Raw genomic sequence first — 25,937 nt, 5'->3', positions numbered from 1 at the left:
TGAAAGGCAAGGCGATGAAGGCTCCGAACCACGTGACAGTCGGCGGCGCCCCTGAAGGGTATGACGCACAGCTTGTCCTGAACGAGATCGCCCGGTCCGGTGGGCCGGTCTGTCACGTCGCGCGAGATGACAAGCGGATGGAGGCGATGCGCGCCGCGCTTTCGTTCTTTGCGCCAGACATGCCGGTCTTTGTGTTTCCGGGTTGGGATTGTCTGCCGTATGATCGGGTGTCACCGAACGCCGATATCGCCGCTGCGCGCGTCGCGACATTGGCCGCACTGGTTCACCAGATGCCCCAGCGGTTTGTCCTGCTGACAACCCTGAACGCCGCGACACAGCGCGTTCCTGCGCGGGAGGTGTTGCAAGAGGCCGCGTTCACGGCACGTGTGAATCATCGCGTGGATGAAGATGCGCTTCGCAAGTTCCTGGTGCGGATGGGGTTCACTCAGAGTCCAACCGTGATGGAGCCCGGTGACTACGCCGTTCGGGGGGGTATCATCGACATTTTCCCACCGGGTGAATCCGGCCCTGTTCGGCTGGACCTGTTTGGCGATGTTCTGGACGGTGCGCGCCGCTTCGATCCGGTATCGCAACGCACGACCGAAAAGCTGGACGTGGTGGAACTTGCCCCGGTGTCCGAGGTCATTCTGGACGAGGCAGCGATCACCCGGTTCCGCCAGAACTATCGCATTGAGTTCGGCGCAGCTGGTACCGATGACCCTCTTTACGAAGCCGTCAGTGCAGGTCGCAAACATCAGGGGATCGAACATTGGTTGCCCTTTTTTCACGAAAAACTTGAAACGCTTTTTGACTATCTGCCCAATGCGGCGATTTCGCTGGATGATCAGATCACGCCCGCACGGCTGGCGCGGTGGGACAGCATTGCGGACCAGTACGAGACGCGAAAGCTGGCGCTGGAAAACCGGTCGCGCATGGACACGGTGTACAAACCTACACCGCCTGGATTGCTTTATCTTGATGATGCGGCTTGGGAACAGGCTGTCGGCGACTGCCGCGTGTTGCAGTTCAGCCCCTTGCCGCAGGCCAGTGGGCCGGGTGTGATTGATGCCGGTGGACGGATCGGTCGCAACTTTGCGCCCGAACGCCAGCAGGAAAACATCAGCCTGTTCGGGGCTCTGGCGGCGCATATCACTGACAAGATGGCAAAAGGCCCTGTACTGATTGCGTCTTACTCGGAAGGTGCCCGCGAACGTCTGACCGGCCTGATTGAAGACGAAGGATTGGCCGAAGCGATCCCGGTGCAAAATGGTGCGCGCGTTGGCAAGCGCGGGCTGCATCTGGCTGTCTGGGCATTGGAAAACGGCTTCGAAACACCGGACCTGACCGTAATCGCCGAGCAGGACGTGCTGGGTGATCGCCTGATCCGTCAACCCAAGAAGCGCCGCAAGGCCGAGAACTTCCTGACCGAAACCCAATCGCTCAGCCCCGGTGATCTGGTGGTGCATGTAGATCATGGCATCGGTCGCTATCAGGGGATGGAGGTCGTCACGGCCGCTGGTGCCGCGCATGAATGTCTGCTGCTGGAATATGCCGAACAATCAAAGCTGTATCTGCCGGTCGAGAACATCGAGCTGCTGTCTAAATACGGCCATGACGAAGGGCTGCTGGACCGATTGGGCGGTGGCGCCTGGCAGGCCAAAAAGGCCAAATTGAAAGAGCGTATCCGCGAGATGGCGGACAAGCTGATTCGCATCGCGGCAGAGCGCGCCCTGCGCAAGGCTCCGGTCATGGACCCGCCGCCGCATGCATGGGAAGAGTTCAGCGCGCGCTTTCCCTATCAGGAAACCGACGATCAGCTGCGCGCGATCTCCGAGGTGATGGAGGACATGCATTCGGGCGCTCCGATGGATCGCCTGATCTGCGGCGACGTTGGGTTTGGCAAGACCGAAGTCGCGATGCGCGCAGCCTTTGTGGCTGCCATGTCCGGCGTGCAGGTTGCGATTGTCGCTCCGACGACACTACTGGCACGCCAGCATGCCGCTTCGTTCAAGGAACGCTTTCGCGGCTTTCCGCTGGAGGTGCGGCAGCTCTCGCGTTTTATCTCTGCAAAGGACGCGCAACAAACGCGCGACGGGCTGGCACGCGGGACAGTGGATATCGTGATCGGCACCCATGCGTTGCTGGCCAAGGGGATACGGTTCAACAATCTGGGTCTGTTGATCATCGACGAAGAACAGCATTTCGGTGTCGGCCACAAGGAGCGTCTGAAGCAACTGCGCAGCGATATTCACGTGCTGACCCTGACTGCGACACCGATCCCGCGAACGCTGCAACTGTCGCTGACCGGTGTGCGGGATCTGTCTATCATCGGAACACCACCCATCGACCGTCTGGCGATCCGCACCTATGTCAGCGAATTCGATGCGGTCACGATCCGCGAGGCACTGCTGCGCGAACACTATCGCGGAGGGCAGAGTTTCTATGTGGTTCCGCGTATTTCGGATCTTCCCGAGATCGAAGAATTCCTGAAGGAACAACTGCCCGAGCTAACTTACGTTGTGGCGCATGGCCAGATGGCGGCAGGCGAGTTGGACGATCGCATGAACGCTTTCTACGACGGTCGATATGATGTCCTGCTGGCAACAACGATTGTTGAAAGCGGGCTGGATATTCCGACCGCGAACACGATGGTCGTGCATCGGGCGGACGTGTTTGGTCTGGCCCAGCTGTATCAGATCCGGGGCCGGGTGGGGCGTTCGAAAACGCGGGCCTATGCCTACCTGACGACAAAGCCGCGCCAGAAACTGACTGCCACGGCCGAAAAACGTCTGCGGGTTCTGGGCTCGCTTGATACGCTGGGGGCCGGGTTTACGCTGGCCAGCCAAGACCTCGATATTCGCGGCGCAGGCAACCTGTTGGGCGAGGAACAGTCCGGCCAGATGCGCGATGTGGGCTACGAGCTTTATCAGTCGATGCTGGAAGAGGCGATTGCCAAAATCAAAGCTGGAGAGATGGAGGGCCTTAGCGATGCGGATGACCAATGGGCGCCACAGATCAATCTGGGCGTACCCGTTCTGATCCCTGAAGACTACGTGCCTGATCTGGATGTACGCCTTGGGCTTTATCGCCGCCTGTCGTCGCTGTCCACCAAGGTGGAACTGGAAGGCTTTGCCGCCGAATTGATTGATCGGTTTGGCAAATTGCCAAAAGAGGTGAACACCCTCATGCTGGTCGTGCGGATCAAGGCGATGTGCAAGAAGGCGGGCATTGCAAAGCTGGATGGCGGGCCAAAAGGCGCGACGATACAGTTCCACAATGACAAGTTCGCCTCGCCTCAGGGGTTGGTTGAGTTTATCCAGAACCAGAATGGACTGGCCAAGGTCAAGGACAACAAGATTGTCGTACGCCGCGACTGGAAGAAAGACAGCGACAAGATCAAGGGTGCCTTTGCCATCGCCCGGGACCTGGCTGAAAAGGTTGTGGCCGAGAAGAAAAAGGCCACAGCGTGACCGTAGTTGTGCCTGACCTTCAGGTGAGCAGAACCCGTCTCAGGGATCCTGGATGCGACAAAATCTGCTATTGAGGCGCTTGACGTTGACCGGTTTGGGTTCGGTGTTCGGACGGCAATGTGCCTGGAGGACGGGAAAGGCGAAATCGGGAAATTGAGGCCTTGCAAATCCGTTTGCGTTCGTTCACATATCGCGCTCACGGAGAGGTGGCCGAGTGGTCGAAGGCGCACGCCTGGAAAGTGTGTAGGCGGGAAACCGTCTCCAGGGTTCGAATCCCTGTCTCTCCGCCACCTGCATCAATTTCGGCTTCTGGTGTTGCGCAATGGGTCTGCCTTGAAGGCTGCATTGTAACAGATTGACGACGGCCATATATTGCCGTCGAATGTGAATAGCTGCGTGCAAGCAGACAGGACAGACCTAAGAACATGATTGATTTAACGGGGCACGCGCCGCTGCGCAAAAGCCAAAACTACGAGATTTTCCAGCATCCCGAGGTGGACGGCGCGTTGCTCAAGGTTCGGGTCGATGAACCAAAACGCACCCATCTCATTCCGCGTTATGCGGAATGGCGATACGGCAATCTGCGGCAATGGAGCCGCGAGGCAAATGAATACCTGGCGGCGCTGAACCGTGGCTGCCCCGAGATCGAGCGTCTGGCCCGCTTCATGGGGTATGCACCGACCTCATTGGGACCCGCAATTGCAGTCGAAAAGATGACAGGCCCTGATGGCGCGCTTGCACCGTCGCTTGCGGTCGAGATGGCGGCAGCAAAGAATAGTCCGGAAAAAGTGCAGCAGCTGAAAGCTGAATTGCTGGAGCTGCTGGATGATCTTGAACGCGGAAGGATTGTTGTCGGCGATATGGGGATCGCAAACATCGTCCGGGCAGAAGAACGCGGCGGGCGGCTTGTTGTCATCGACGGGTTGGGCGAGCGTGTGTTGTTGCCGTTGACGCTGATCAGTGATTGGGCGTTCCGCCAGTCCATGGCCCGGCGGCGCGCCCGTATGGTGGGTTGATCACAAAGCCGACCGCATTGCCGTGACGATGGCGTGATGCAAGGATTGGGCCGAAGCGCGCGGCCCGTAGAGGCTGAATGCCTCTGGTCCACGGCGCAGCACGAAACAGCCCAGGTGATGGATCGGAGATCGTGCCGCCTGACCGGGTTCCATGTTCTTCGTGTCAAGGGCGCTGAGCAACTCCATCACCGACAGAACGCCGGTGCCGCTCAGATCAAAACGGACCCAGGCGTCGGTTTGTTCCGTCACCGACACGGCATCTCCCATACTGTGTTTGGTTTGGGCGGCCAGGTCTTCGTGGGTGGCGAAGGGGGCTTCGATCATCCATTGATCCGGGCCGCTCCAGAACGCGGACAACTCGGCCTCCTCAAACCGCCCGACATCAGGAGCAGGGGCGCCGATCAGTTTGGCCAGTGCCGTGCGGGCCGATATTTCCTGTCCCAGACGGGCGGCGACAGATGCCAGCGCCACATCCGCGCGTTCCGTGCAGGTCACGCCCGCGACCGTGTCGACGCGCGGCCCGGATCCCCCAAGGGCCGTTATTGCAACAAGATCATGCACGAAGCCGCTCTCCTTCTGGATCGAAGAAATGGGCCGAGACGATTTCGACCATGATGGACATGTCAGTCAGCGTAGACACCAAACGGACAGTTTCACCCAGCCGGTTGCCGCCATCTTTCAGGAAACCCAGACCTATGTGGCTTTCTAGCATGGGTGAATAGACGACCGAGGTCACATAACCCTGATCATGCGCAGCATCGACGGCGCCGTCTTCGTTCATCAGATGCGCCCCTGACGCAATTTTGTCTTCGGGGTTGAGCGGTTTCAATCCCACCATCCTTAGCCTATCCGGTTCTATCAGGGCGTCGCGTTCGGACAGGATTGATCCGATGCTGTCCTTCTTTTTTGACACCATGCGACCCATGCCCAAATTCAGCGCCGTGGTGGTGCCGTTCAACTCGCTACCGACAACATGGCCTTTCTCGACCCGCATGACGCCAAGGGCTTCGGTACCATAAGGCACGACGTCAAATTCTTCTCCCTCGCGCATCAGGCGGCGCATCAACGCGTCGCCATAGCGGCTGGGGACCGCGATTTCAAAGGCCAGCTCTCCCGAGAACGAGATGCGGAAAAGACGCGCGCGCAAACCTCCGCAGACGGTGATATTGCCGTAGGCCATGAACGGGAAGGCTTCGTTCGAGATGTCGAATTCGGGATCGACCAGCTTTTGCAGCAGCTTGCGGGAATTGGGTCCGGCCACCGCGATTTGGGCCCACGCCTCGGTGGTTGAGATCAGTTGTACGTCCATGTCCGGGAACAGACATTGCCGTGCAAATTCCATATGTCGGTAGACGCCGACCGCATTGGCCGTGGTCGTGGTGACGACAAAATGATCCTCGGCCAGACGCGCGGCGGTGCCGTCATCCATGACCATCCCGTCTTCGCGCAACATCAAACCATAGCGCACCTTGCCAACGGGCAATTTGGTAAAGCCATTGCAATAGATCCTGTTCAGAAACGCCGCCGCATCGGTTCCCTGCACGTCGATCTTTCCCAGCGTCGTGCAATCACATACCCCGACCGAGGCGCGGGTTTGGCATACTTCGCGGTCCACCGACTGGCGCCAATGGGTTTCTCCGGGCTCGGGAAACCATTGCGCGCGCAGCCAGTTTCCGGCTTCGACAAAGACCGCGCCACGGTCCTTTGCCCAGTGATGCGTGGGTGTCAGGCGGGTTGGATGGAATTCTTTCCCCGTGTTGCGGCCCGCGAAAGTGGCGATCGGGACCGGAGTATAGGGCGGGCGAAAGATCGTCGTGCCGGTTTCCGGAATCGACTTGCTCGCAAGCTCTACCATGATGGCCAGACCGCCGATATTCGAGGTCTTACCCTGATCCGTTGCCATCCCAAGCGTGGTATATCGCTTGAGATGCTCGACCGAGCGGAAACCTTCCTGATGGCTGAGTTTCACGTCCTTGACGGTGACATCGTTCTGCTGGTCCAGCCACGCGCGAGAACATCCCTGAACGTACCAGAATGGTTTTTGCGCAACGGGGGCGTCTTCGGCATGCGGCAACTCGGGCAGGGTACCTTTTAACTCAACCGCGTTGGCCGCGCCTTCGGCACCTGAACGCAGCGCGCCATAGGTAGACAGGAGCCCGTTTGCCGCGCCTGCGACCGACAGGCCGGGCGGCAGATCGCCGCCGGGCACAAACGCGGCCAGATCGTCGTTCCAGATCGGGCGGCCACGGTAGTGGCAGGTCAGGTGAACATTCGGGTTCCACCCGCCCGACACCCCGAGCGCGCCGCATTCGAGGGTCCGGGTCCCGCCATCGGGCAAAGCAACCTCGACAAAACTCAAGCCCAGACGGCCTTTGGTGTCGACCACCTGCGCGCCGCGCAGAACTTCGTAGTCGTAACTGATCGGCGCGTCCGGTCGAACATCCACAACGGCCGCGATTTTGACGCCTTTGGCATACAGATCAGCAGCGGTGCGGTGGCCGTCGTCGTTATTGGTAAAAATCGCCACCTTCTGAGCGGCAGTTGCGGCAAAGCGGTTGGCATAGCTCCGCATGGCGCCGGCCAGCATGATGCCCGGCCGGTCGTTGTTCTCGAACGCAATCGGACGCTCTGTTGCCCCGGCACAGAGCAGCGCGCGTTTGGTGTAGATACGCCACAGGATTTGGCGGGGTTTTCCAGCGGGCAAAGAGGGCAGGTGGTCGCCGGTATGCTCGACCGCGCCATAGATACCAAGGTCAAAGGCCCCGATCACCGTGGTGCGCGACATCAGGCGAACATTGGGCAAGGCCGAAAGCTCGCCCGCTGTGGCAGAGACCCAGTCGCTTGCGGTGCTGTCGCCCAGTGACAGGGTTTCGCTGTTCAACCTGCCGCCGAACGCAAAGTCTTCATCGGCAAGAATGACGTCAGCCCCCGCGCGACCGGCGGTCAGGGCAGCCATCAGACCGGCAGGACCTGCGCCGATGATCAGCAGATCACAATGGCGAAACCCTTTGTCGTATTCATCAGGGTCATCCTGCATCGACAGCGCGCCAAGCCCTGCCGCGCGGCGGATGATCGGCTCGTAGACTTTCTCCCAAAACGAGGCGGGCCACATGAAGGTCTTGTAGTAGAACCCTGCCGTCAGAAAGCGCGAAAACAGGTCATTGACCCCCATTGCGTCAAATCTCAGGCTGGGCCAGCGATTCTGGGATTTCGCTTCTAGCCCGTCGTACACCTCGGCAGTAGTGGCGCGGGTGTTGGGTTCCCTGCGGCTGCCGGTGCGCAGCTCGACAATTCCGTTGGGTTCTTCCGAACCGGCGGTCAGCAACCCGCGGGGGCGGTGGTATTTGAAGGACCGTCCGATCAGGCGCACATTATTGGCCAGTAGGGCCGAGCCCAGCGTGTCGCCCGGATGGGCAGTATAGCTGCGAATGTCAAAGCGGAAACTCAAAGTCGTGTTTCGGTCGATCTGCCCGCCGTTCAACCGGTTTACCTGATTCATTTCGAACGCCGCCGCGCGCGGGCCACATCGCGGGCCAGTTCCACCTTTGATATCTCATGCGTCAGCCCCTTTCCGGCATATTCCGGCTTTTTTGCCCGACCGGACATTCTCAAATCCGATATGCTGGGATTTGTTTTGACGCGAATGGGGTATTTCGCAAATCTGACGCAATTTTCAATCTGACAGATGGTTTCCGGCAGCGTTTTGTTTTATCGCTGGGCAGGTTAGGCGCATTCAGCGCCGCAAACGCGGAGTGTACTTGTGAAGCTGTCAAACCCGCATTTCACGGCCCCAAGCGATGCCGAGGATCGCAAATCCATTCGTCCCGTGATCTGCTATGCGCCCGATACGCTGCCCGATCCAAATTTGGCAGCGCTATCGCAGTTGCGGCAAGGTGCCCGAAAAACCGACGAAGTGTCCGCCGCACCAAGGGATGCAGCCTGTATTGACGTGCCTGCCGGTGCTTTTTTTCGGATCGTTTCGGTTGACGGTCCGCAGGTCGGCGATCTGAACCTTTGGAGCAAACACGACCTGACCGAGCGGTTCTATTCGGGAAAGACCCGTGCCCTGCACGGGACGCATCTGTCGACCGGGGATCGCATGTGGTCGAGCTTTCCCAGCATGCGGCCCATGGCGACGGTCACTGCCGATACGCTGGACTGGTACGGGTTCGACAAGTTCGGCGGGTCGGTTCACGACGTCATCGGAACCCGGTGCGATCCGTATACCGGGCGTTTGCTGTCCGGGGATGACTACCACTATTGCTGTCATTCGAACCTGACGCGCGCCCTGGCCAGCCATTGTGGCCTGCCTCTGCACGAGGCCGAAAACCATGTGCATGATGTTTTGAACGTCTTCATGTGCACCGGCTTTACCCGTGACACCGGTCAATACTTCATGAAAGCCAGCCCGGTGCGACCGGGTGATTTTCTCGAGTTCTATGCCGAGATTGATCTGATCGTGGGGCTTTCTGCGTGTCCCGGCGGGGATTGTTCGTCCGAGCATTCGTCTGACACGGCTGCGTGTTACCCTTTGCTGATCGAGGTCTATGACCCGAGCGAGGCTGCGCGACAGGCGCATACCCAACCCACAGCGTCGGCCTATGATCGCTCGCATGGCGTTTAAGGATGCCTGCACCAAGGCATGTAGAACACGAAAGGACATGATGTGATGCAGGGGGAACAGAGCGCCAATACGGGCGTATTCTACATAAACCTTGATCGTGTCCCCGAACGCCGCGTTTTCATGGAGGCCCAGTTCGCCAAGGCCGGGGTCCTGAATCCCAATCGGTTCAGCGCGGTGGATGCCCGCCAACACGAGGCATTGGCGGGCAACGGATATCTCCCCGGTGTCGGCAGTCGCTGGGGGTTGAAACAAAGCGAGATTGCCTGTTTTGAAAGCCACCGCGCCGTCTGGCAGAGCGTCGTCGATCAAGACTTGCAGGCAGCCGCGGTTTTTGAGGACGATGTCGAGATGTCGTCTGATTTGGGTCGGGTTGTCGATGCCCTTTTGCACGGCGCAAGCGCTTTCGATTTCGTGAAGATGGACTATTCCCCCCGCAGCTTGCGATTTGGCGCAGAAACAGAAATTGGCGGTATCGCTGTCCGATCTATGGTGGAAATGGCCCCAAGCGCTGCGGCCTATGTCGTGTCGAACGAGGGGTGCCGCAAGCTGTTGGGGTGGTCGACCCAGTACTCGGATCACCTGGACGATTTCGTATCGATACCCCGGCCTGATTGGCGGATGTTTCAGGTTTTTCCGGCGGTTGGCGTTCAGATGATCTGGTCGAAACAGCAGGACCACAGCCTGGAACGGGTCAAAACCAGCGAGCGGGAAGGAGACAAATCTACCAACTCAGGCTTGGACAAAGGCCCGCTGTGGTTCCGTGCCGGACGAGAATTGCATGCTGCAAAACGTAAGCTGGGTTGGCGGTTTGGCGGTCAGGACAGATTGCTGCGAAACGGTGGGTTCGTGGGGTTCATTCCCTGTGCCGAGGATATCAAGGTCTGAGCTGGCAGACGCGTCTCATCAGGCCGGAATTGGCCTGTAAGCATTCCAAACTCAAATGCATTAACAAGATCATCCTTTTGCGATACAGTCGTAGTGTTATTTCAAGGTAAAGACTGGGTGTTGGTGTGTCACAGACGCTTTATGAGAAATACGGCGGCTTCAAAACCATCAGCCGGGTCGTGATGACGTTTTACGAAATGGCGTTGGAATCAGATGAGATCGGTGACTATTTCGAAGACATCGATATGCCGCGCCTGATCGACCATCAGACCAAGTTTGTTTCTTCTTTGATCGGTGGGCCGGCGTCTTTCAGTGATGAAAGGATCGAAGCCGTGCATCGTCATCTTGGAATTTCCCACGATGATTTTGACGCCATGGCAGACTTGTTTGGTGAGGCATTGGGGATGCATGGCATATCCGAGCGCGACATCAAGACAGCCCTGTCGGCGATTGAAGGCAAACGATCGGTTATCGTGGCTCGGGACGCCGCATGAGCATCCTTGCCATCAACGAACAGCTGTTGCGTGCAATCGGTGTCGGTGTGGCGGTGGTGCGCGCATCCGACCTAAAATTCGTTTTTCACAACGGTCCTTTTGCGGAGTGGTTCGGCAAACCCGAGAAAAAGCAAACTTTGTTGGACATTCTTCCGGATTTGGATGTCAAAGAGCTTGAGGATGTCAAACAGTCGGGCCTGCGGTACTCGGTCGAGTTGCAGATCAAGCCAAAACGCCGGACGCTGATTTTTGCGGTGACGGTTTCTCTGGCCAATGGATTGTCTGAACAGGTGTTGATTGTCGAATGCCAGAACATCACGCGCATCCGCGAGCTGGAAAGCATGATTGACAGCTACTCGACCATGGTCGAGCGAAACACCCGCGAATTGGAGCGCGAAAAAGAGCGGGTTGAACGCTTGTTGCTGAACGTGATGCCGCGTGCGGTCTACGAAGAGTTCAAGACGTTTGGCGTCGTGACACCACAGCTTTTCGAACAGGTTTCGGTGGTCATGCTGGATTTCGTTGGTTTTACCGACTTTGCCGCAAAAACTGATCCGACCGTCACATTGAGCGAGTTGAACGATATATTCACGGCATTTGACCGCATCGTGGAGCAGTTTGGATGTGAGCGGATCAAGACAATTGGCGATGCCTATCTGGCGGTTTCGGGTATGCCGGATGCAACGCCTGACCATGCCACTGCCGTAGCCCATTGCGCCGTGCGGTTCCTGCGTTACCTGGAACGTCGCAACGAAAGCCATCCGCATAAATGGCAGGCGCGTATTGGTCTGGGTATGGGGCCGGCGGTTGGATCGGTCGTGGGTATCCAGAAATATGTCTATGACGTATTCGGTCCAGCCGTAAACATCGCCGCGCGCCTGCAAGTCTTTGCAAACCCGATGAATATCGTGGCACCGGAAGAGATGAAATACGCCCTGATCGACGAATTTCAGGTCTCGGATCTGGGAACGGTCGAGATAAAGGGGATGGGAGACATGGAACTGATCAATGTCGCCTCTGGCCTTAGCGCCAATCAGGGCAGCCGCCGGTTCTAGTCGCGCTTATTCATCCTGCGGGACCAGCCCAAGACCCCTAAGGTATATGCCGATCCCACTTTCCAACAGGTCTTCGGGCGAAAATGGTGAGGTGGCGCCGGTCGCGTTGCGCGCGTAAAGCTCGACCACACCGTGGCTCATGGCCCAGATATGCGCGCTGAACATCGAGGCTGGCGGACGCTTTTCAGGCGGGATGTGCTGCGACAAGTCTGCTGCGGCTTTCTCAAGCACCGCTTTGGCGCGATCCGAGGCCAAAGACAGCTCGGGTGTCCGGTTCGGAGACATGCCGCTTTCGAACATGGCGATGTAGTGACCCGGATGTTTGCGGGCAAAGGCCAGATAGGCGCGGCCCGTCGCCTCGAACGCAGCCAGTGCCGAGGGTTGACCTTCGTCATAGGCGTATTGCATCAGGTCCGCGAACATCTCGAACCCTTGTCGCGCCGCTTCGGCGATCAGGTCTTCGCGCCCGTGATAGTGTCGGTAAACGGCTGCTGGCGTAACCCCCGCGGTCTTTGCTGCCTCTGAAAGGGTGAAACCCGTTGGGCCTTTCTGTTCGATCAGCGACAACGCGGCCTCGATCAGGGCCTGCTTCAGGTTTCCGTGGTGATACCCGCGCTTTGTCATCCCGGCCTCAGGTTATTGATTTTTCAAGTCTTGGGATACCAAGAGATAGTCCAACGCAGCGCTGGCGTCCAACGCCAGAACGATCAATTCAGGACCATACAAACAGTTGAGGGTCATCTCGAATCCCAGATTTCCGGACCACCGCAGATTTTCGGATCATTCTTGCCAATGGCTTTCTTGTCCTTCTCATCATAGTCCAATGCCAGCAGAACAGTCCGGATAGCGGCCAAGCGTGCACGCTTTTTGTCATCTGACCGGACAATTGTCCAAGGGCAGTTTTCCGTATGCGAACGGGTCAGGGTTTCCGAAATCGACTGTGTGTATTCCTCCCACTTGTCCAGACCGGCTACATCGATCGGGCTCAGCTTCCACTGTTTCAACGGATCGGTTTCGCGTGCCAGAAAGCGGTTCAATTGCTCGGCACGACCAACGTTCAGCCAGAACTTGAACAGATGTATCCCATCATTGACCAACCCGGATTCCAGCGGAAACACCTGCCTGAAAAACCGCTCTCGGTCTTCCTTGGTACAAAAGCCAAAGACGTTTTCCACCACCCCGCGGTTATACCAGCTGCGATCGAAGAACACGATCTCACCAGCCGAGGGAAGGTGTTGCACGTAACGCTGAAAGTACCATTGGCTGCGCTCCGCGTCAGAGGGTTTGCTGAGCGCGACATTTCGCGCGCCACGCGGATTAAGATTTTCGCGGAATCTTTTGATTGTGCCGCCTTTTCCTGCGGCGTCCCGGCCTTCAAAAATAATCGCAACCCGCTGGTCGGTCTCCTTGACCCAGGATTGCATTTTCACCAGTTCGATCTGCAGCGCCTCCATCTGCTGCTCGTAGTCCTTGGTCTTGATTTTCTCAGCGTAGGGATAGGTCGGATTGAGGATATCGCCCTTGTCCGCCTTGTCGATCAGTTTGCGCACATCGTCCGGCGCTTTCTTGCGGTAATACTTTTCGATGGAACCTTTTTCCGACCGGGACATGCGCTACCTCGCGATAAAATCCATATCTTACTATGGATTAGGCGTTGGCTTAACGCAAACCCGCCCGTTGGGCCGCACGATCAATGGCGGCCGCCACTTCGTCAGCGGCGACAACCTGAGGCATGTGGCCGATGCCTGGCAGTTCAATCAGTTCCGCTCCGGGGATCTGTTCGATCAGTCGTTCGGAATGCCAGTCCAACTCGACAGTCGTGTCCGCCGTTCCGTGCACGATTTCCGTGGGAACGGAAATCTCACCATAGCGAGGTTGCAGGCGGGCCACATCTTCAAGCAATTTGACCCGCTGTTTGGCATTGGCGTGCATTGAAGCGCGGCGCATTGTCAGCCGGGGGCCAAAATGCTCGGCATATCCGTCCGGCGCTGTCTGAGGGGCAAACACCTTGTCCAGCGCCGTGTCAACGTAGGACTCCGGCACGAAGGCCGTGATCAGGGGCAGGGCAATCGCATTGCCAACAGGGGTCGCGGCCAGACGGTTGAAGTTGTCCAATGGTGTTTCCCACGGAATAGCTGCCGGGGCAATCAGAACAAGCGCTGAAATGTTGTCCGGCCGTGTCACCGCCCACGCCAGAGAAACCGATCCGCCAAAGCTTTGTCCGGCAACAATGGGCGTGTCGGCCCCCAGCAGTGCGGCGGCGCGTTGCAGGATATCTGCCTGTTCGGTGATGGATTCGCCTTCGGGGTTGAAACTGTCCGAGTATCCAAGACCGGGGCGGTCGAACACGATAACGCGGTAGTTCGCTGCCAGAATGGGTGCCAGCGCGAAGGTCATGTCGCGCGTGTTCCCGCTGGAGCCATGGATCAACACAACATCAGGACCGGCCCCCATGACTACTGCGTGTACGGCGATCCCGTCCACGTCCAGAATCTGACCCTCTGGCGGGAAATCCCGTTCGGCGCGGGCCTCTGACCGTGCCGTGCGCCACATCGTGACCCCAGCAAAGACCAAGAGGACCAGACCCAGGGATATCAACAATTTAGGTGCCAATTTTGCGCATGTCGAAGGGGGTGGATTGATAGATTTCGTTGATCCAGTTGCCATACAGCAGATGCGCGTGGCTGCGCCAGCGGTTCTGCGGTGTCCGGCCCGGATCATCATCCGGATAATAATTCATCGGCACGTTGATCGGCGTACCATTTGCAACGTCGCGGTCATACTCCTGTTTCAGGGTATCGCTGTCATACTCGAAGTGGTTGAAGATATAGAGCGCACGGCGGTCAGGATCTTCGATCAAACAGGGGCCTACATCGTCACTGCCCAACAACGTATTGAGACCGGGGGCCCCGTCGATCTCGGCTTGTTTCATCTCGGTCCAGCGGCTGACCGGGATGACGCAGTCATCCGAAAAGCCCCGCAAAAACGGAGAAGCCGGGTTCAGGTTCCGATGCCGGAAGCAGCCAAAGGCCTTGGCGTCCAACATGTGCTTTTTGACACCATGGAAATGGTTGATCATCGCCATTCCACCCCAGCAGACACCGAAGGTTGAATGCACATTGGTCTGTGTCCATTCGAATACTTCGCTGATCTCGTCCCAGTAGGTGACATCACCGAATTCCAAGTGTTCAATCGGCGCGCCTGTGATGATCAGACCATCGAATTTCTGATCCTTCACCTCCTGAAACGGTCGATAGAATTCGGCCATATGCGCGGCGGCTGTGTTCTTGGTGCGATGTTCCGTCATGCGGATCAGAGACAGATCGATTTGCAGCGGCGTGGCGCCGATCAGGCGCGCGAACTGGTTTTCGGTCTGAATCTTTTTTGGCATCAGGTTCAGCAGCCCGATCCGCAGGGGGCGGATGTCCTGACGCATGGCCTGATCCTCGGCCATGACCATGACGCCTTCCCGGGTCAGGACGTCAAAGGCGGGCAGGTCAGAGGGTATCTTGATGGGCATGGGTTCAGGCTTTTAGAGTTTTCAACAGAAGCTGGTAGTTAGGCGTTATCGGACCGGGTCTCAAGGGCGCTTTCGATCAACTCATCGAAATCAGCGGCGTCGCGTACCCTGCCGATCTCATTGGCCGTGATGGTGATGCCCCAGTTTTTGGCCATCGCCGCATATCGCGGTTGGCGATGGGCCAGGGCCTGCGCATAGGTCCAGCGGATAAAGGCATCCGGGTCGACATCCGCCTCGGCACAACCGTGCTGATCCAGATAGTCCTTCCAGACACGCGCCAAGAATTCAGGCTGATAGGACATCGGTTTTGGCGCCTTGTCGAACCTGCGTACCAACTCGGCGGTGTGATCCTCATCGCCTTTCAACCAGATCATGAGCGTTTGTTTGGACAATTCCGTCATCAGTTGATCCGTTGGATCGTCTGGATCAACCCATTCACAGATCGATCCGCCCGTGTCGCAGATAAAATGCGGATAGTGATACAGGCGCTGCGCCCGGTCTATGAAATATTCGGTATCCAGCAAGGCGTGAATTTCGGCCAAGCGAAACTGTTCCTGACGGCGTCGATATTCAGGCATCTCCAGCCCGCCTTTGGCCGGATCGCCCGGTTTGCCCAGATATGCGGCCACGGGGGTGAGGTTTTCGAAAGAGATATTCGAGCCGATATAGATCGAATCCGACAGCAGCAAATCGCGCAGAAACGGCACCTTCATCGCCTCGGCTTTGGCATTGTCGGTTATGTATTCTCCCATATAACGCGTGCCGATCCGGTAATCGATCGAGTAATGGAACCAGTCGCCGGAATCCCTGAGGATGTTCGACACATAGGTTTTACCCAGCCCGGACATGCCGAAAAACAGCACCTTCTTGCGTGCCGCGCCGCGCCAGTCATTTGCCGAGCCGTAGATCATCTTGCGCTGTCCCTTGTTTTAGCCTTTGCTAAATCGGGCAGGGGGCGGCGTCAATCACGTGGCCCGGCGCGATTGAGGATCACAAGGCCTGTTGCCAGCACCGCAAAGCCGATATATGCGCGCGGCTCCAGCGCTTCGTCCCGCAGCACGGCCCCCAGAACGATCGCGACCGGTGGGATGACAAGGGTTACAAGCAACAGATTTCCGCTGCCGGCCATGGCGAGCACACGGTAATACAGCAGGTAGGCTCCTGCCGTCGCTATCAGAGTGTAGTACCCGATTGCGGCCCATGCTTCGATCGGCAAGTTGAAACTGGGTATCCCGTCGACCATCAACGTGATGGGGATCATCACCAAGGTTGATCCCGTCAACATTCCCGCCGCCGCCACAATGGGAGGCAGACCCGCCAGTGTTCCCCGCGCCCAGGCGCCGGCCAACGCGTAGGAAACCGTTCCGATCAAGACGGCCAGCTGAGCCGTGCTTTGCAGGTTGAATTGCATGAAGTTCCCGATCCCAATTGCAATTGAGACGCCAAGGAAGCCCACGCCAACACCCAAGAACCGCGCTTTTGTCAGGCGTTCGTCCTTGAAGAATATGGCGGCAACAACAACACCAAAAATTGCGGTTGCGGCGTTCAGAATAGCCGTCAACCCAGTGTCGATGTATAGTTGCCCCCACGTCATGAGCGCAAATGGGATGACGTTGTTGAGCAGCCCCATGACGAAAAAGCTCAGCCAGATGTCTGCTGCGCGCGGCACTGGTAGCCCACGCAGCCAGACCATCAGCCAGAGGGCCAGCATGGCCCAGAACGTTCGGTGCAAAACGGATGTCATCACGGGAATTGAGTCGAGCGCGATGCGGATCGAAACAAACGACGCGCCCCATATGACGCCAAGCAGCAGAAGCTCGGCCCATGCGCGTGAGGAAAGGTGTTTTTGCGGTGTCATCGAGGTAGTGTCTCACCTCAGATTCAGCACGGCGACCCGGAACATGCGCAAATAAATGACCCCGCCACAGGGCGGGGTCCGGTTGTTTTCGTCAAGTTGCCTTTAGTTCAGAGCGTAGGTGATCTGTAGACCAACACTCCAAGCGCTGTTGCCAGTGAAATCTGCTGTGACTCCGCCGGCTCCGTCAGCTGTCGCATCACCGATGTCTGTGTAGCGCACCCCGCCTGAAATCTGGGCTCTTTCCAGTGAATAAGTTCCGCCAACACCAATGCTCCAGAACCCGTCCGTAGGTCCAAGGTTTGAAACCGGATCACCAATAGAGGATTCGTAACCCAGTGTCACAGCTCCGGAAAACTCTTCCGAGAACTGGTAGCCTAGCCCGAGTGAATACGTAAAAGTATCATCGTCATAGTCGACCAGGGCTGCCCCAACATTGTCGAAGTACACAGGGGGGGCATAAGATAGCTGTGGCCAGTCGACCCATCGGATCGAGCCAAACAGTAGTGTTTTGGGTGCCACTCCGGTTTGGAAATCAAGGTTTACAGACTGCGGTGTTTCAATTTCGGTTGTGGTATCAAATGAAGCTACTGTCCCTAACGGGATAGTTGGCGGATTGGGAATAGGGTTTAGCGACTCGGATTGAGACAAGTCATGGCTAATCTTGGAGTTATAGGTCAGCGCTACACGAGCTGCGATTTCAGGTTTTTCCCAAGCAACGCCGACAACGTAACCGAAAGCAATGTCTTTGTCTGTCCGAGTTTGATAGCCCGCTACGATCGGAACGGTCACAGAAGCCTTAACCCGCTGTGCTCGAATGCCGCCAATGGCGCTGAAGCCACCGTCAAACTTGTAGCGCAGAAGAGCTGTAATGGCTTCTGTGTCGGCCTTTGCGCGAAGAACGTCTGTCCTCCCAAAAGGTACAGGGTTTGTCGAAAGCGGATAGTCAGCTGAATAAGCAATATCAGCACCATAAGGCTCGTCGTACATGATCGCGAAATCGAGCTTTTCTGTGAGTGCTGTCTTGTATCCGAGGTGTGGGGTGAAAAAGTCGTTGGCAACATTGCCGGAGTCTATTGGCTCACCTGTAACCAAGCTCGGCATCGTGCCGCTCACATCGGGATTCGTGTATCCCAATCGAAACTGAACCACCGACCCTTCTTCGAAAATCAGATTGATGCCCTGGCCGCTTCGGTCCAGACCGCCTGCTTGCCCTGTAGTTGCCCCAACGCAAAGCGCGCACGCTGACAGTAGCGCTTTCTTCATGTGTTCCTCCCTTACTGTCCTTAAAAGGCCTGTGTGCATCGTTTGAGTGAACAGACGCCGACTTGCCAATTTGTGGTGCCCGATACTGTCTTGGCCCTTATTTTAACGTCAACCACTGACCACGCGTTACCTGGCTCGACTATCAGACGAAACTGTTGCCAAACTGTTACGATTTTCGGACCAGACATTCAGAAAGATACCTGAAAATATCACCACCGCACCCAGCAGGGTCCAGTGATCCAATGGCTCACTATAGAGGAGCATGCCAGCAATGGCTATGGTGGGCAGACGCGCAAAGTCGAAAGGTACAACGACGGTCGCTGGCGCAATGGCCAGTGCGTTGGTGATGCAAAAATGGGCCAGAAGACCGGCAAGACCGACCAGCAGAAGATACGGAGCCGTTTGAAGTGTTGGCAAGGCGATCTGCTGGTCAATGCCCGCGGCAGCAGTGCCCAGAACAGCCTGAATAACCGTCAGCCAGAAAATGATGCAGCCAATGCTGGCATGGCGGGTCAACTGCTTTGTCGTAATGGTTGTAAACGCGAAGAATATTGCTGATCCGACTGCCGCCAGAGTCCCGGGATTCAACGTGGCGGTTCCGGGTCGGGTGACCAGAAGAACACCGGCAAACGCGATCAGGGCAGACGTTGCGCGAAGTGCCGTCAGGCGTTCTTTCAGCAGGAGGGGCGACAGAAGGATGACCCAAATTGGCTGGGTAAACTCAAGCGCGAAAACCTGCGCCAAAGGGGCTACGCCAACCGCATAGAACCAGAGGTTCTGGCCGGTGAAGTGGAGAGTATTGCGCAGAGCGTGCAAACCGAAACGGTCCGTCGTGACCTGATGCCATTTCCGGGTAGCAGTCAGAACGACAGCAACAACGAAGACGCCGACAAAACTGCGATACATCATGATTTCGAACGTATCGTGATAGAGGCTCAGTTCCCGCCCGGCCACCGCCATTGAGGAAAACGAGGCAATGGCACCGGTCATCCAAAGCGCGGCAGTGATCAAATTCGTACTCTGCTGCTGCATCTCAAGACCAAATGCTCACCTGAGATTGCACTCCAGCTGCTTCCGTTTGAAGCATTGGCTTACCCTTTAAACAGAGCTCACTTGATCGTCTCTAAAGAGGTAATCGTGTTGGGTCAACGATGTCTCGAAGCGGTATCCGACCGATTCAAGGTAGGATTCCAAGCGGTTGAAGTTTCTGCATTCCACCAGAACAAAATCAAAACGGAATTGGTTGTGGTCAACTCCTTTAAGCACGTTCAATTCGGCGCCCTCTACGTCGAGCGATAGAAAATTCATACGTTCTGGGGCGTTCGCTTCGATCAAAATTTCATTCAAAGGTTTTGCGATTGCGCCAAATGCAAACGTCGTTTCTGTTTCCTTCATATGATTTTGGGCTTTGCGCAGGTGGGCCCCTGTGTCTTCGAGATCGAGTTCCAGGTTCACAGCAACGGTCATCAAGTTGGCGTAGTTTAACTCTACGAACTTCTCGGGAAAACCGAATTCGACGCATGCATTGCAAAAGATTTGGTTGCGTTGTCCTCGACGTTCAAAGCACTTTAGAAAATTGTGCGGCGCAGGTTCAACTAGGACGCCGTGCCAATTTCTTTCTTTCTCAAAGTAGTAAGTATTTGACTGAGTTATCCCGTCGTTTGCCCCAAGCTCTACGTAAAACCCGTTGTCCAGATCAACATAGGGTTCAAGTTTCTGGTCGAGCTCATTGAGACCAAAATATTTGGATTTGGCTTTTTTACGTCGTTTTCGTTCGATCCACTCCGGAATACTCATCAATACTCGGCTCCGTTGTCAGTACATCTTGTGATACGTACTTGGTCTGTCAGGTTTCTTGGTCGCTTCAGAGTTCCCCGTCTGGAACTATCCACCAGTCAGGCGCCCGGTCCTGCGCCAACTCAGGTTCGTCCAGTATCCCGATATCAGTCTCTGGAAAATCAATCATGAGCCCCAACTGCTCTTGGGATGCTGTCCACTCACCGATTTTGGGATAGCGTCCTCCAAGATCACCCCAAGCATTCGTGCTTTTGAGGTGGTCGAATTGACTATAGGCAAAACCGCTTGCTCCAAAGACATCAACGGTCTCCACTGCGTTACTAAGCAGGCAGATGCCGACTCCGAAGGTTCCGTAGCCAAAAACTAAGTGGCGAGCAGACAAGAGTACGTTTACGTCATCTGCAAGCGTTCCGCTTTGAAGTATGACCGGAAGACCTAGCCTTTCCAGATGTGCCTCCAAGGCATTCACACAGGGGTTGCGTCGGTTCTCAAAAACCAATTGAACGCGATTTACTTCAAGTTTTTGACGAGCCTTCTCAATGATCATTGTATAGAAAGACAATGGCGGTTGTGCGAAGTCCGGGTGTGGGTTTTCGTCGAAGGCATCTCCAGATCGCAAGTGAATTGTCAAACAACCCGCTGGTTCTGGGTGAGGTATCGAAATGCTGGCCGCTGGTATGAGGTATTTTTTCAGCACTTTTTTGCGTAGGGGCATTCGTATCCCCAGTCTCTCTAGTCGGGGCCCTTTATAAAATGTGCCTCTTAGAAAATGACCAAGTGAACGTGTATCGTAGTTTTCGGGAAGAAATGTTATTTCAGACACTTTCACCGGTTCTTGTATTCTTATCAGTTCGGTTTCCGGCAGCTGAATGAACGGGAGCCTCAAAGAACGGCTCAAAAGCAGTGCGTTGCTGGTTTGTAGTAGATTGTTACCCATTCTACCGTATTCATCAACCGTGAGACCAACGATGTTCGGTTGCTCGGCCCCTACATAAGGACTGAAAGAATAGTCGCTTTTAGAAATACCTGAAGTGATAGCTCGTTTCTCACTACTGCGACGAATGGGCCAAACTTCTTTTAGTTTTTTTAAACTTAGCCGCTTGCTACTCATTAGTTTTCCTCACTCCCACTCGATCGTACCCGGTGGTTTCGAGGTGATATCGTAGGTACATCTGTTGATGCCCTTGACCTCGTTTATGATCCGCGTCGCCGTTTCGCCGAGGAATTCATGGCTGAACGGATAATAGTCGGCAGTCATACCATCAACGGATGTCACCGCACGAAGGGCGCATGCATAGTCATAGGTGCGGCCATCGCCCATCACACCTACCGTTCGGACCGGCAGAATCGCCACAAAGGCCTGCCAAATCTCGTCATAGAGCCCGTGTTTGCGAATCTGGTCGATATAGATCGCGTCAGCCTCGCGCAGGATGTCCAGTTTCTCGCGGGTGATCTCGCCGGGACAGCGGATGGCAAGGCCGGGGCCGGGAAAAGGGTGGCGACCGATGAAGCTGTCGGGCAGGCCAAGTTCATGACCCAGCGCGCGGACCTCATCCTTGAACAACTCGCGCAGTGGCTCGACCAGTTTCAGGCCCATTTTTTCGGGCAGTCCACCCACGTTGTGATGCGACTTGATCGTCACCGAGGGACCGCCGCTGAACGACACGGATTCGATCACATCAGGGTAAAGCGTGCCCTGGGCCAGAAATTCGGCGCCTTGGATCGTGTCGGCGTGTTTCTGGAACACGTCGATGAACAGTTTGCCGATGATCTTGCGCTTGGTCTCCGGGTCGCTTTGCCCGTCCAGTTCGCCCAGAAACAGCTCGCTTTCGTCTGCGTGGATCAACTGAATGTTGTAGTTGTCGCGGAACATGCCGACGACTTCCTGCGCTTCGTTCTTGCGCAAGAGCCCGTGGTCCACGAACACGCAGGTCAGCTGATCGCCAATTGCTTCGTGGATCAGCATGGCCGCGACCGAGCTGTCAACGCCGCCAGAGAGGCCGCAGATGACCTTTTTGTCGCCGACCTGCTGGCGGATCTTTTCGATCATCTGCTCGCGATAGGCGCCCATTGTCCAGTCGCCGCTGAACCCGGCCAGCTTTACAAAGTTCTCATAGAGCTTTGCGCCCTTTGGTGTGTGGTGCACCTCTGGATGGAACTGCACGGCATAGAAGTGGCGGTTTGTGTCGGCGGTGATGGCATACGGTGCGTTGGGAGAGGTGCCGTAGACCTCAAAGCCGGGGGCGATTTCGCTGACGTGGTCGCCGTGGCTCATCCAGACCTGTTCGTCACCCTGGGCAAACCAGTCGTTCAGAATGTCCAACTGACCCTTCGGGGTGACAAAGGCGCGTCCGAACTCGGCAGTGCCATGGCCGCTTTCCACCTTGCCGCCCAGCTGCTGCATCATCACTTGCTGGCCGTAGCAGATGCCCAGAATTGGCACGCCATAGTCGAAAATCTCTTGCGGGGCGCGGGGCGATCCCTCGCGCGTGACACTGTCCGGCCCGCCCGAGAAGATCACCGCCTTGGGTGCCATCTCGCGTACGACGTCCATCGTGACATTCTGGTATGGGTGGATTTCGCAATAGACATTCAACTCGCGCAGGCGGCGTGCAATCAGCTGCGTCACCTGGCTGCCGAAGTCGATGATCAGGAGGCGGTCATGGGATGTCTGGCTCATGACTGGCTCTTAGGTCGCGCGGCGACTATGTGCAAGCGTAATGACATTGATTTTGCACCGAGACTGAAGCAGGTTCAGACCATGCCAGCTATTCATTTAATGACTGCGACACCAGCGGATGTGGATCAGATCACCGTCTGTATCGCGGCAGCCTATGCGAAGGTGCGTGAAACGCTGGCCGATATTCCTGACGTAACAAGCGGTATCGCTCGGGATGTTTTGGACCATCGGGTGATTGTGGCCCGAGACGAGAGTGGGTTGGTCGGGGTCATCATCTTTGCGCAGCAAGGTGACGCGATGAAGATCATCAACCTTGCAGTCTCTCCCACAGCGCAGGGGCAGGGCGTGGCCGGCCAACTTTTGGCGCAGGCAAGATCCGAAGCGCAGGCCAACCAATGTACACATATGGTATTGCGCACGCATCGTATGATGCAGGACACACGTTCGATCTATGCCCATCTGGGCTGGATCGAGACAGAGGTTGCTGGAAACACGGTATCTTTGCGGCTGGACTTGCCATCATAGACTATCCCATCGAATGGGAACTGGAAGTGCCACGCTGCGCCGCTCGTGAAAGGTCCACGCGGTAGCTCCAGAGGGCCAAAGCGCTCCACGTTGCTACATAGACAACACCGATGCCAATGATCACCTCGCCGGAGATGGGGCCGATATCCGCGCGGTCAATGAATTCGTTCAGGCTTTGAACTTCGGTCGGGTGGACGACAAGTTTGCCGATATAGGCCAGCGCCTGAATAACCAGAATCCAAAGGTAGTTGCGGCGTATGCGCCGCCCGGCCGCGATCCAAAAACTGACATGATAACGGGGGCGCATATAGTCGTCGGCCAGAACCTTCTGCCAGTTGTCTTCCATGTGCAAATCGCCATCGAACAGCATTGGCGCGTAGAAATGTGTCTCGAGCCACCTAGCCCGAGCGCGCCAGACATTGAAGTACCGATGGCGACGCGCTTCGAGCATCAGAAACAGAATGACCAGCACACCGACCAGGACCAGTGGCAGCGGAGAGGATTCGGGGGATGAGAAGGAAATCGACAACGCCACCCCAAGGGTAACAACGGCCCAGTTGGTGGTGGTGTCCAGACGGGTGCGCCATATGGTGCTGCGGTAGACCTCGCCCCTGTACAGGTGGGCAACGGCTCCGATTTCGGCTGTTGTCAGGGTTTTGCGGTCGGATTCAGGGTTCGGCTGTGCCGTGTCTTGGGTCGTCATGATCTTATCATGCCCACACAAGCCCACTAGGTCAAAATCATAGCAACCCGGCAGATGTGTCGCTTTTCCCCCTGAGGCGACGTAATTCACGGACAGGGCGGGGTGTGCTTCCTGTAACACGTTCATCAAATCTAGAACCATCAGCACCAGGGGATATTCTCATGGCAGAGGCAAACACCCGGCGCAGGGCACGAGGCGGTGGCGGAGCCGCACGTCGGGCCGAGCGCACAGCCGTCCGTATCGAAACCGCAAAATACATTGAGCGGAACATTCCGAATTTTGAGATCCTCAATGAAGAAGCGTTGGAGATCATCGAGTACAACGCGGAAACAGTGCTGGAAGAGATCGGCGTCAATTTTGTCGACAACCCCGCCGCGCTTGAGCGTTGGCGTGACGCGGGTGCCGACGTCGACGGTGAACGCGTCCGCATCCCGCGCGGTCTGGCCCGTGCGTTGATCAAAACCGCCCCAAGCCAGTTCACGCAACATGCGCGCAACCCTGAGAAATCTGTGGAAATCGGTGGTCGCAACCTGGTGCTGGCCCCGGTCTATGGCCCTCCGTTTGTGCGAGATGCCCAAGGTGGACGTCGCTATGCGACCATGGATGACTTCAATAAATTCGTGAAGCTGGCCTATATGTCCAAGTGGCTGCACCATTCGGGCGGTACCGTGTGCGAACCGACCGATATTCCGGTGAACAAACGCCACCTCGATATGCTGATGGCGCACATGACCCTGTCGGACAAACCCTTCATGGGTTCCGTGACAGACCCCAGCCGGGCGCAGGATTCGGTCGAGATGTGCGAGATTCTGTTCGGCAAGGAATTCGTTCAGAACAATACCGTGATGACCTCGCTGACCAACATCAACTCGCCAATGACCTTCGACGATGTGATGATGGGCGCGTTGGAAGTCTACGCGAAGAACAATCAGGCTTGCATCGTCTCGCCCTTCATCGTCGGTGGTGCGATGGCACCGGTGTCGGTTGCAGGAACACTGACGCAGGTTCTGGCCGAGGTTCTGGCGGGCATCGCCTATAGCCAGATCATCCGTCCGGGTGCACCCGTGATCTTTGGTGCGTTTGTGACTTCGATCGACATGAACTCGGGCGCACCCACGTTCGGCACGCCCGAGGCCGCGCACATTACGTATGGCGCGGGGCAGCTGGCACGTCGCCTGAATCTGCCCTACCGGTCTGCGGGGTCATTTTGTGGGTCGAAACTGCCCGACGCGCAGGCCGCGTATGAAACAGCGAATTCGCTGAACATGGGGCTGATGGCAGGTGTGAACTTCATGTTGCATTCCTGCGGCTGGCTCGAAGGTGGTCTGGTTGCAGACTTCGAGAAGTTTGTCATGGATGCAGACCAGTTGGGCGTGTTGCACGGTCTGGCCAAAGGCGTCGCCTATGACGAGAATGCGCAGGCAATGGATGCGATCCGTGAGGTCGGTCCGGGCGGACACTATCTGGGATGCGCGCACACGCAGGCCAACTTCAAGGAAGCCTTCTGGAAAACGGATGTGCTGGATTACAAACCGTTCGAGACGTGGCAGGATGAAGGTTCGCGCGATACCCGCCAACTGGCCTCGGCCAGAGTCGAGCATCTGTTGGCAAACTACCAGCAGCCTCAGCTTGATCCTGCGATCAATGAAGCGCTCGAGGCCTATATTGCAGACAAGAAAGCCTCGATGCCCGACGCGTTCACCTGATCAGTTGAAAGGTGTGGCGCGGCTGGCTTGATACAGCTGCGCCTCACCCAGAATTGCGATCAAAAGATCAAGGTGCCGGACCAGAGAATAGGCGGTATCTTCTTCTTTTCTCAGAGAATTTAACTCACGTTCCATTTCCAGCAACCGAACCAGGGCTGGCCCAGACCCCGGTAATCTGCCGTATCCAAGGATGCGTTGCAGATGCCGTTCACGACTGTAGTCCTGCGCCCCGAATTTCGCCGCGCGCGCCAACAGACGGGGGCGGCGCAGGGTCGTGATCATGGTCATCAGGTCTTGCATTGCGAGTGTCCCTTGTTCGAGTGATTGACGCCGTCTTTGTC

Annotated in this window: 23 protein-coding genes and 1 tRNA gene; 9 read left to right on the top strand and 15 right to left on the bottom strand. The window is 56.7% G+C overall.

Going from position 1 to position 25,937, the window contains the following annotated elements; all coding sequences use genetic code 11:
• Window positions 1-14 precede the first annotated feature (14 nt).
• From mfd to ACR0L4_RS04580, 3 genes are all read left to right on the top strand, one after another.
• A complete protein-coding gene (gene mfd, locus ACR0L4_RS04590; protein ID WP_480510910.1) occupies window positions 15-3,470 on the top strand; it encodes a transcription-repair coupling factor in 3,456 nt (1,151 codons plus the stop codon).
• Window positions 3,471-3,670: 200 nt separating this feature from the next.
• Window positions 3,671-3,760: transfer RNA gene (locus ACR0L4_RS04585), tRNA-Ser, on the top strand.
• 135 nt (window positions 3,761-3,895) lie between these two features.
• A complete protein-coding gene (locus tag ACR0L4_RS04580; protein WP_480510908.1) occupies window positions 3,896-4,486 on the top strand; it encodes a YrbL family protein in 591 nt (196 codons plus the stop codon).
• Here the strand turns inward: ACR0L4_RS04580 and ACR0L4_RS04575 are convergent, their stop codons facing one another.
• Both ACR0L4_RS04575 and ACR0L4_RS04570 read right to left on the bottom strand, forming a co-directional pair.
• Window positions 4,487-5,047, bottom strand: a complete 561-nt coding sequence (locus ACR0L4_RS04575; RefSeq protein ID WP_480510906.1) for a sarcosine oxidase subunit gamma — start codon at window positions 5,045-5,047, stop codon at window positions 4,487-4,489.
• Window positions 5,040-7,985 carry a sarcosine oxidase subunit alpha family protein gene (locus tag ACR0L4_RS04570; protein ID WP_480510904.1) on the bottom strand — a complete coding sequence of 982 codons (2,946 nt, stop codon included), beginning with the start codon at window positions 7,983-7,985 and terminating at the stop codon, window positions 5,040-5,042. Before ACR0L4_RS04570 ends, ACR0L4_RS04575 begins: the two co-directional genes overlap by 8 nt.
• Before the next feature lie 261 nt (window positions 7,986-8,246).
• On the opposite strand from ACR0L4_RS04570, the gene ACR0L4_RS04565 reads away from it, so the two are divergent.
• The 4 genes from ACR0L4_RS04565 to ACR0L4_RS04550 all read left to right on the top strand — a co-directional run bounded on the left by ACR0L4_RS04565 (window position 8,247) and on the right by ACR0L4_RS04550 (window position 11,544).
• Window positions 8,247-9,110, top strand: a complete 864-nt coding sequence (locus tag ACR0L4_RS04565) for an urea carboxylase-associated family protein (protein ID WP_480510902.1) — start codon at window positions 8,247-8,249, stop codon at window positions 9,108-9,110.
• Window positions 9,111-9,155: 45 nt separating this feature from the next.
• On the top strand, window positions 9,156-9,995 hold the full coding sequence (locus ACR0L4_RS04560) for a glycosyltransferase family 25 protein (protein ID WP_480510900.1): 840 nt from the start codon (window positions 9,156-9,158) through the stop codon (window positions 9,993-9,995).
• A 125-nt stretch (window positions 9,996-10,120) separates the two neighbouring features.
• Window positions 10,121-10,489, top strand: a complete 369-nt coding sequence (locus tag ACR0L4_RS04555) for a group I truncated hemoglobin (RefSeq protein WP_170749090.1) — start codon at window positions 10,121-10,123, stop codon at window positions 10,487-10,489.
• Window positions 10,486-11,544: an adenylate/guanylate cyclase domain-containing protein gene (locus ACR0L4_RS04550; RefSeq protein ID WP_170749089.1), complete on the top strand. Its 1,059-nt coding sequence runs from the start codon at window positions 10,486-10,488 to the stop codon at window positions 11,542-11,544. The genes ACR0L4_RS04555 and ACR0L4_RS04550 overlap by 4 nt, the downstream gene beginning before the upstream one ends.
• A gap of 6 nt (window positions 11,545-11,550) precedes the next feature.
• On the opposite strand, the gene ACR0L4_RS04545 is transcribed toward ACR0L4_RS04550, so the two are convergent.
• The 11 genes from ACR0L4_RS04545 to guaA form a co-directional block, all read right to left on the bottom strand.
• Entirely contained in the window at window positions 11,551-12,168 is a 618-nt protein-coding gene (locus tag ACR0L4_RS04545) for a TetR/AcrR family transcriptional regulator (RefSeq protein WP_480510897.1), read from the bottom strand.
• Between the two features lie 113 nt (window positions 12,169-12,281).
• Entirely contained in the window at window positions 12,282-13,154 is an 873-nt protein-coding gene (ppk2, locus tag ACR0L4_RS04540) for a polyphosphate kinase 2 (RefSeq protein WP_480510895.1), read from the bottom strand.
• Window positions 13,155-13,203: 49 nt separating this feature from the next.
• Window positions 13,204-14,142 (bottom strand): alpha/beta fold hydrolase, encoded by a 939-nt coding sequence (locus ACR0L4_RS04535; protein ID WP_480511150.1) that lies wholly within the window; start codon window positions 14,140-14,142, stop codon window positions 13,204-13,206.
• Between the two features lie 4 nt (window positions 14,143-14,146).
• Window positions 14,147-15,064, bottom strand: coding sequence for a homoserine O-acetyltransferase MetA (metA, locus tag ACR0L4_RS04530; RefSeq protein ID WP_480510893.1), 918 nt, complete (start codon window positions 15,062-15,064; stop codon window positions 14,147-14,149).
• 38 nt (window positions 15,065-15,102) lie between these two features.
• The gene (locus tag ACR0L4_RS04525; protein WP_170749084.1) at window positions 15,103-15,975 is read right to left on the bottom strand and encodes an ATPase; all 873 of its coding nucleotides are present in this window, start codon (window positions 15,973-15,975) and stop codon (window positions 15,103-15,105) included.
• 50 nt (window positions 15,976-16,025) lie between these two features.
• Window positions 16,026-16,922, bottom strand: a complete 897-nt coding sequence (locus ACR0L4_RS04520) for a DMT family transporter (RefSeq protein WP_480510890.1) — start codon at window positions 16,920-16,922, stop codon at window positions 16,026-16,028.
• A gap of 102 nt (window positions 16,923-17,024) precedes the next feature.
• Window positions 17,025-18,185, bottom strand: a complete 1,161-nt coding sequence (locus ACR0L4_RS04515; RefSeq protein ID WP_480510888.1) for an OmpP1/FadL family transporter — start codon at window positions 18,183-18,185, stop codon at window positions 17,025-17,027.
• Window positions 18,186-18,311: 126 nt separating this feature from the next.
• Entirely contained in the window at window positions 18,312-19,217 is a 906-nt protein-coding gene (locus ACR0L4_RS04510) for a DMT family transporter (RefSeq protein ID WP_480510886.1), read from the bottom strand.
• Between the two features lie 66 nt (window positions 19,218-19,283).
• Entirely contained in the window at window positions 19,284-19,982 is a 699-nt protein-coding gene (locus tag ACR0L4_RS04505; protein WP_480510884.1) for an FkbM family methyltransferase, read from the bottom strand.
• 67 nt (window positions 19,983-20,049) lie between these two features.
• A complete protein-coding gene (locus ACR0L4_RS04500) occupies window positions 20,050-21,093 on the bottom strand; it encodes a hypothetical protein (protein ID WP_480510882.1) in 1,044 nt (347 codons plus the stop codon).
• Between the two features lie 9 nt (window positions 21,094-21,102).
• Entirely contained in the window at window positions 21,103-22,662 is a 1,560-nt protein-coding gene (gene guaA, locus ACR0L4_RS04495) for a glutamine-hydrolyzing GMP synthase (protein ID WP_170749078.1), read from the bottom strand.
• A gap of 81 nt (window positions 22,663-22,743) precedes the next feature.
• Between guaA and ACR0L4_RS04490 the strand changes: the two genes are divergently transcribed.
• A complete protein-coding gene (locus ACR0L4_RS04490; RefSeq protein WP_480510880.1) occupies window positions 22,744-23,187 on the top strand; it encodes a GNAT family N-acetyltransferase in 444 nt (147 codons plus the stop codon).
• 1 nt (window position 23,188) lies between these two features.
• Here ACR0L4_RS04490 and ACR0L4_RS04485 read toward each other — a convergent pair whose 3' ends face one another.
• Window positions 23,189-23,890: a DUF2270 domain-containing protein gene (locus ACR0L4_RS04485; protein ID WP_480510878.1), complete on the bottom strand. Its 702-nt coding sequence runs from the start codon at window positions 23,888-23,890 to the stop codon at window positions 23,189-23,191.
• Window positions 23,891-24,051: 161 nt separating this feature from the next.
• On the opposite strand from ACR0L4_RS04485, the gene ACR0L4_RS04480 reads away from it, so the two are divergent.
• Window positions 24,052-25,596 (top strand): trimethylamine methyltransferase family protein, encoded by a 1,545-nt coding sequence (locus ACR0L4_RS04480; RefSeq protein WP_480510876.1) that lies wholly within the window; start codon window positions 24,052-24,054, stop codon window positions 25,594-25,596.
• Here ACR0L4_RS04480 and ACR0L4_RS04475 read toward each other — a convergent pair whose 3' ends face one another.
• Window positions 25,597-25,896 (bottom strand): DUF6477 family protein, encoded by a 300-nt coding sequence (locus tag ACR0L4_RS04475; RefSeq protein WP_480510874.1) that lies wholly within the window; start codon window positions 25,894-25,896, stop codon window positions 25,597-25,599. It lies immediately after the preceding gene.
• Window positions 25,897-25,937 lie beyond the last annotated feature (41 nt).

The sequence above is a fragment of the Ruegeria sp. AB5 genome (assembly GCF_056542645.1).
This window is presented reverse-complemented; position numbering and strand designations above follow the sequence as displayed.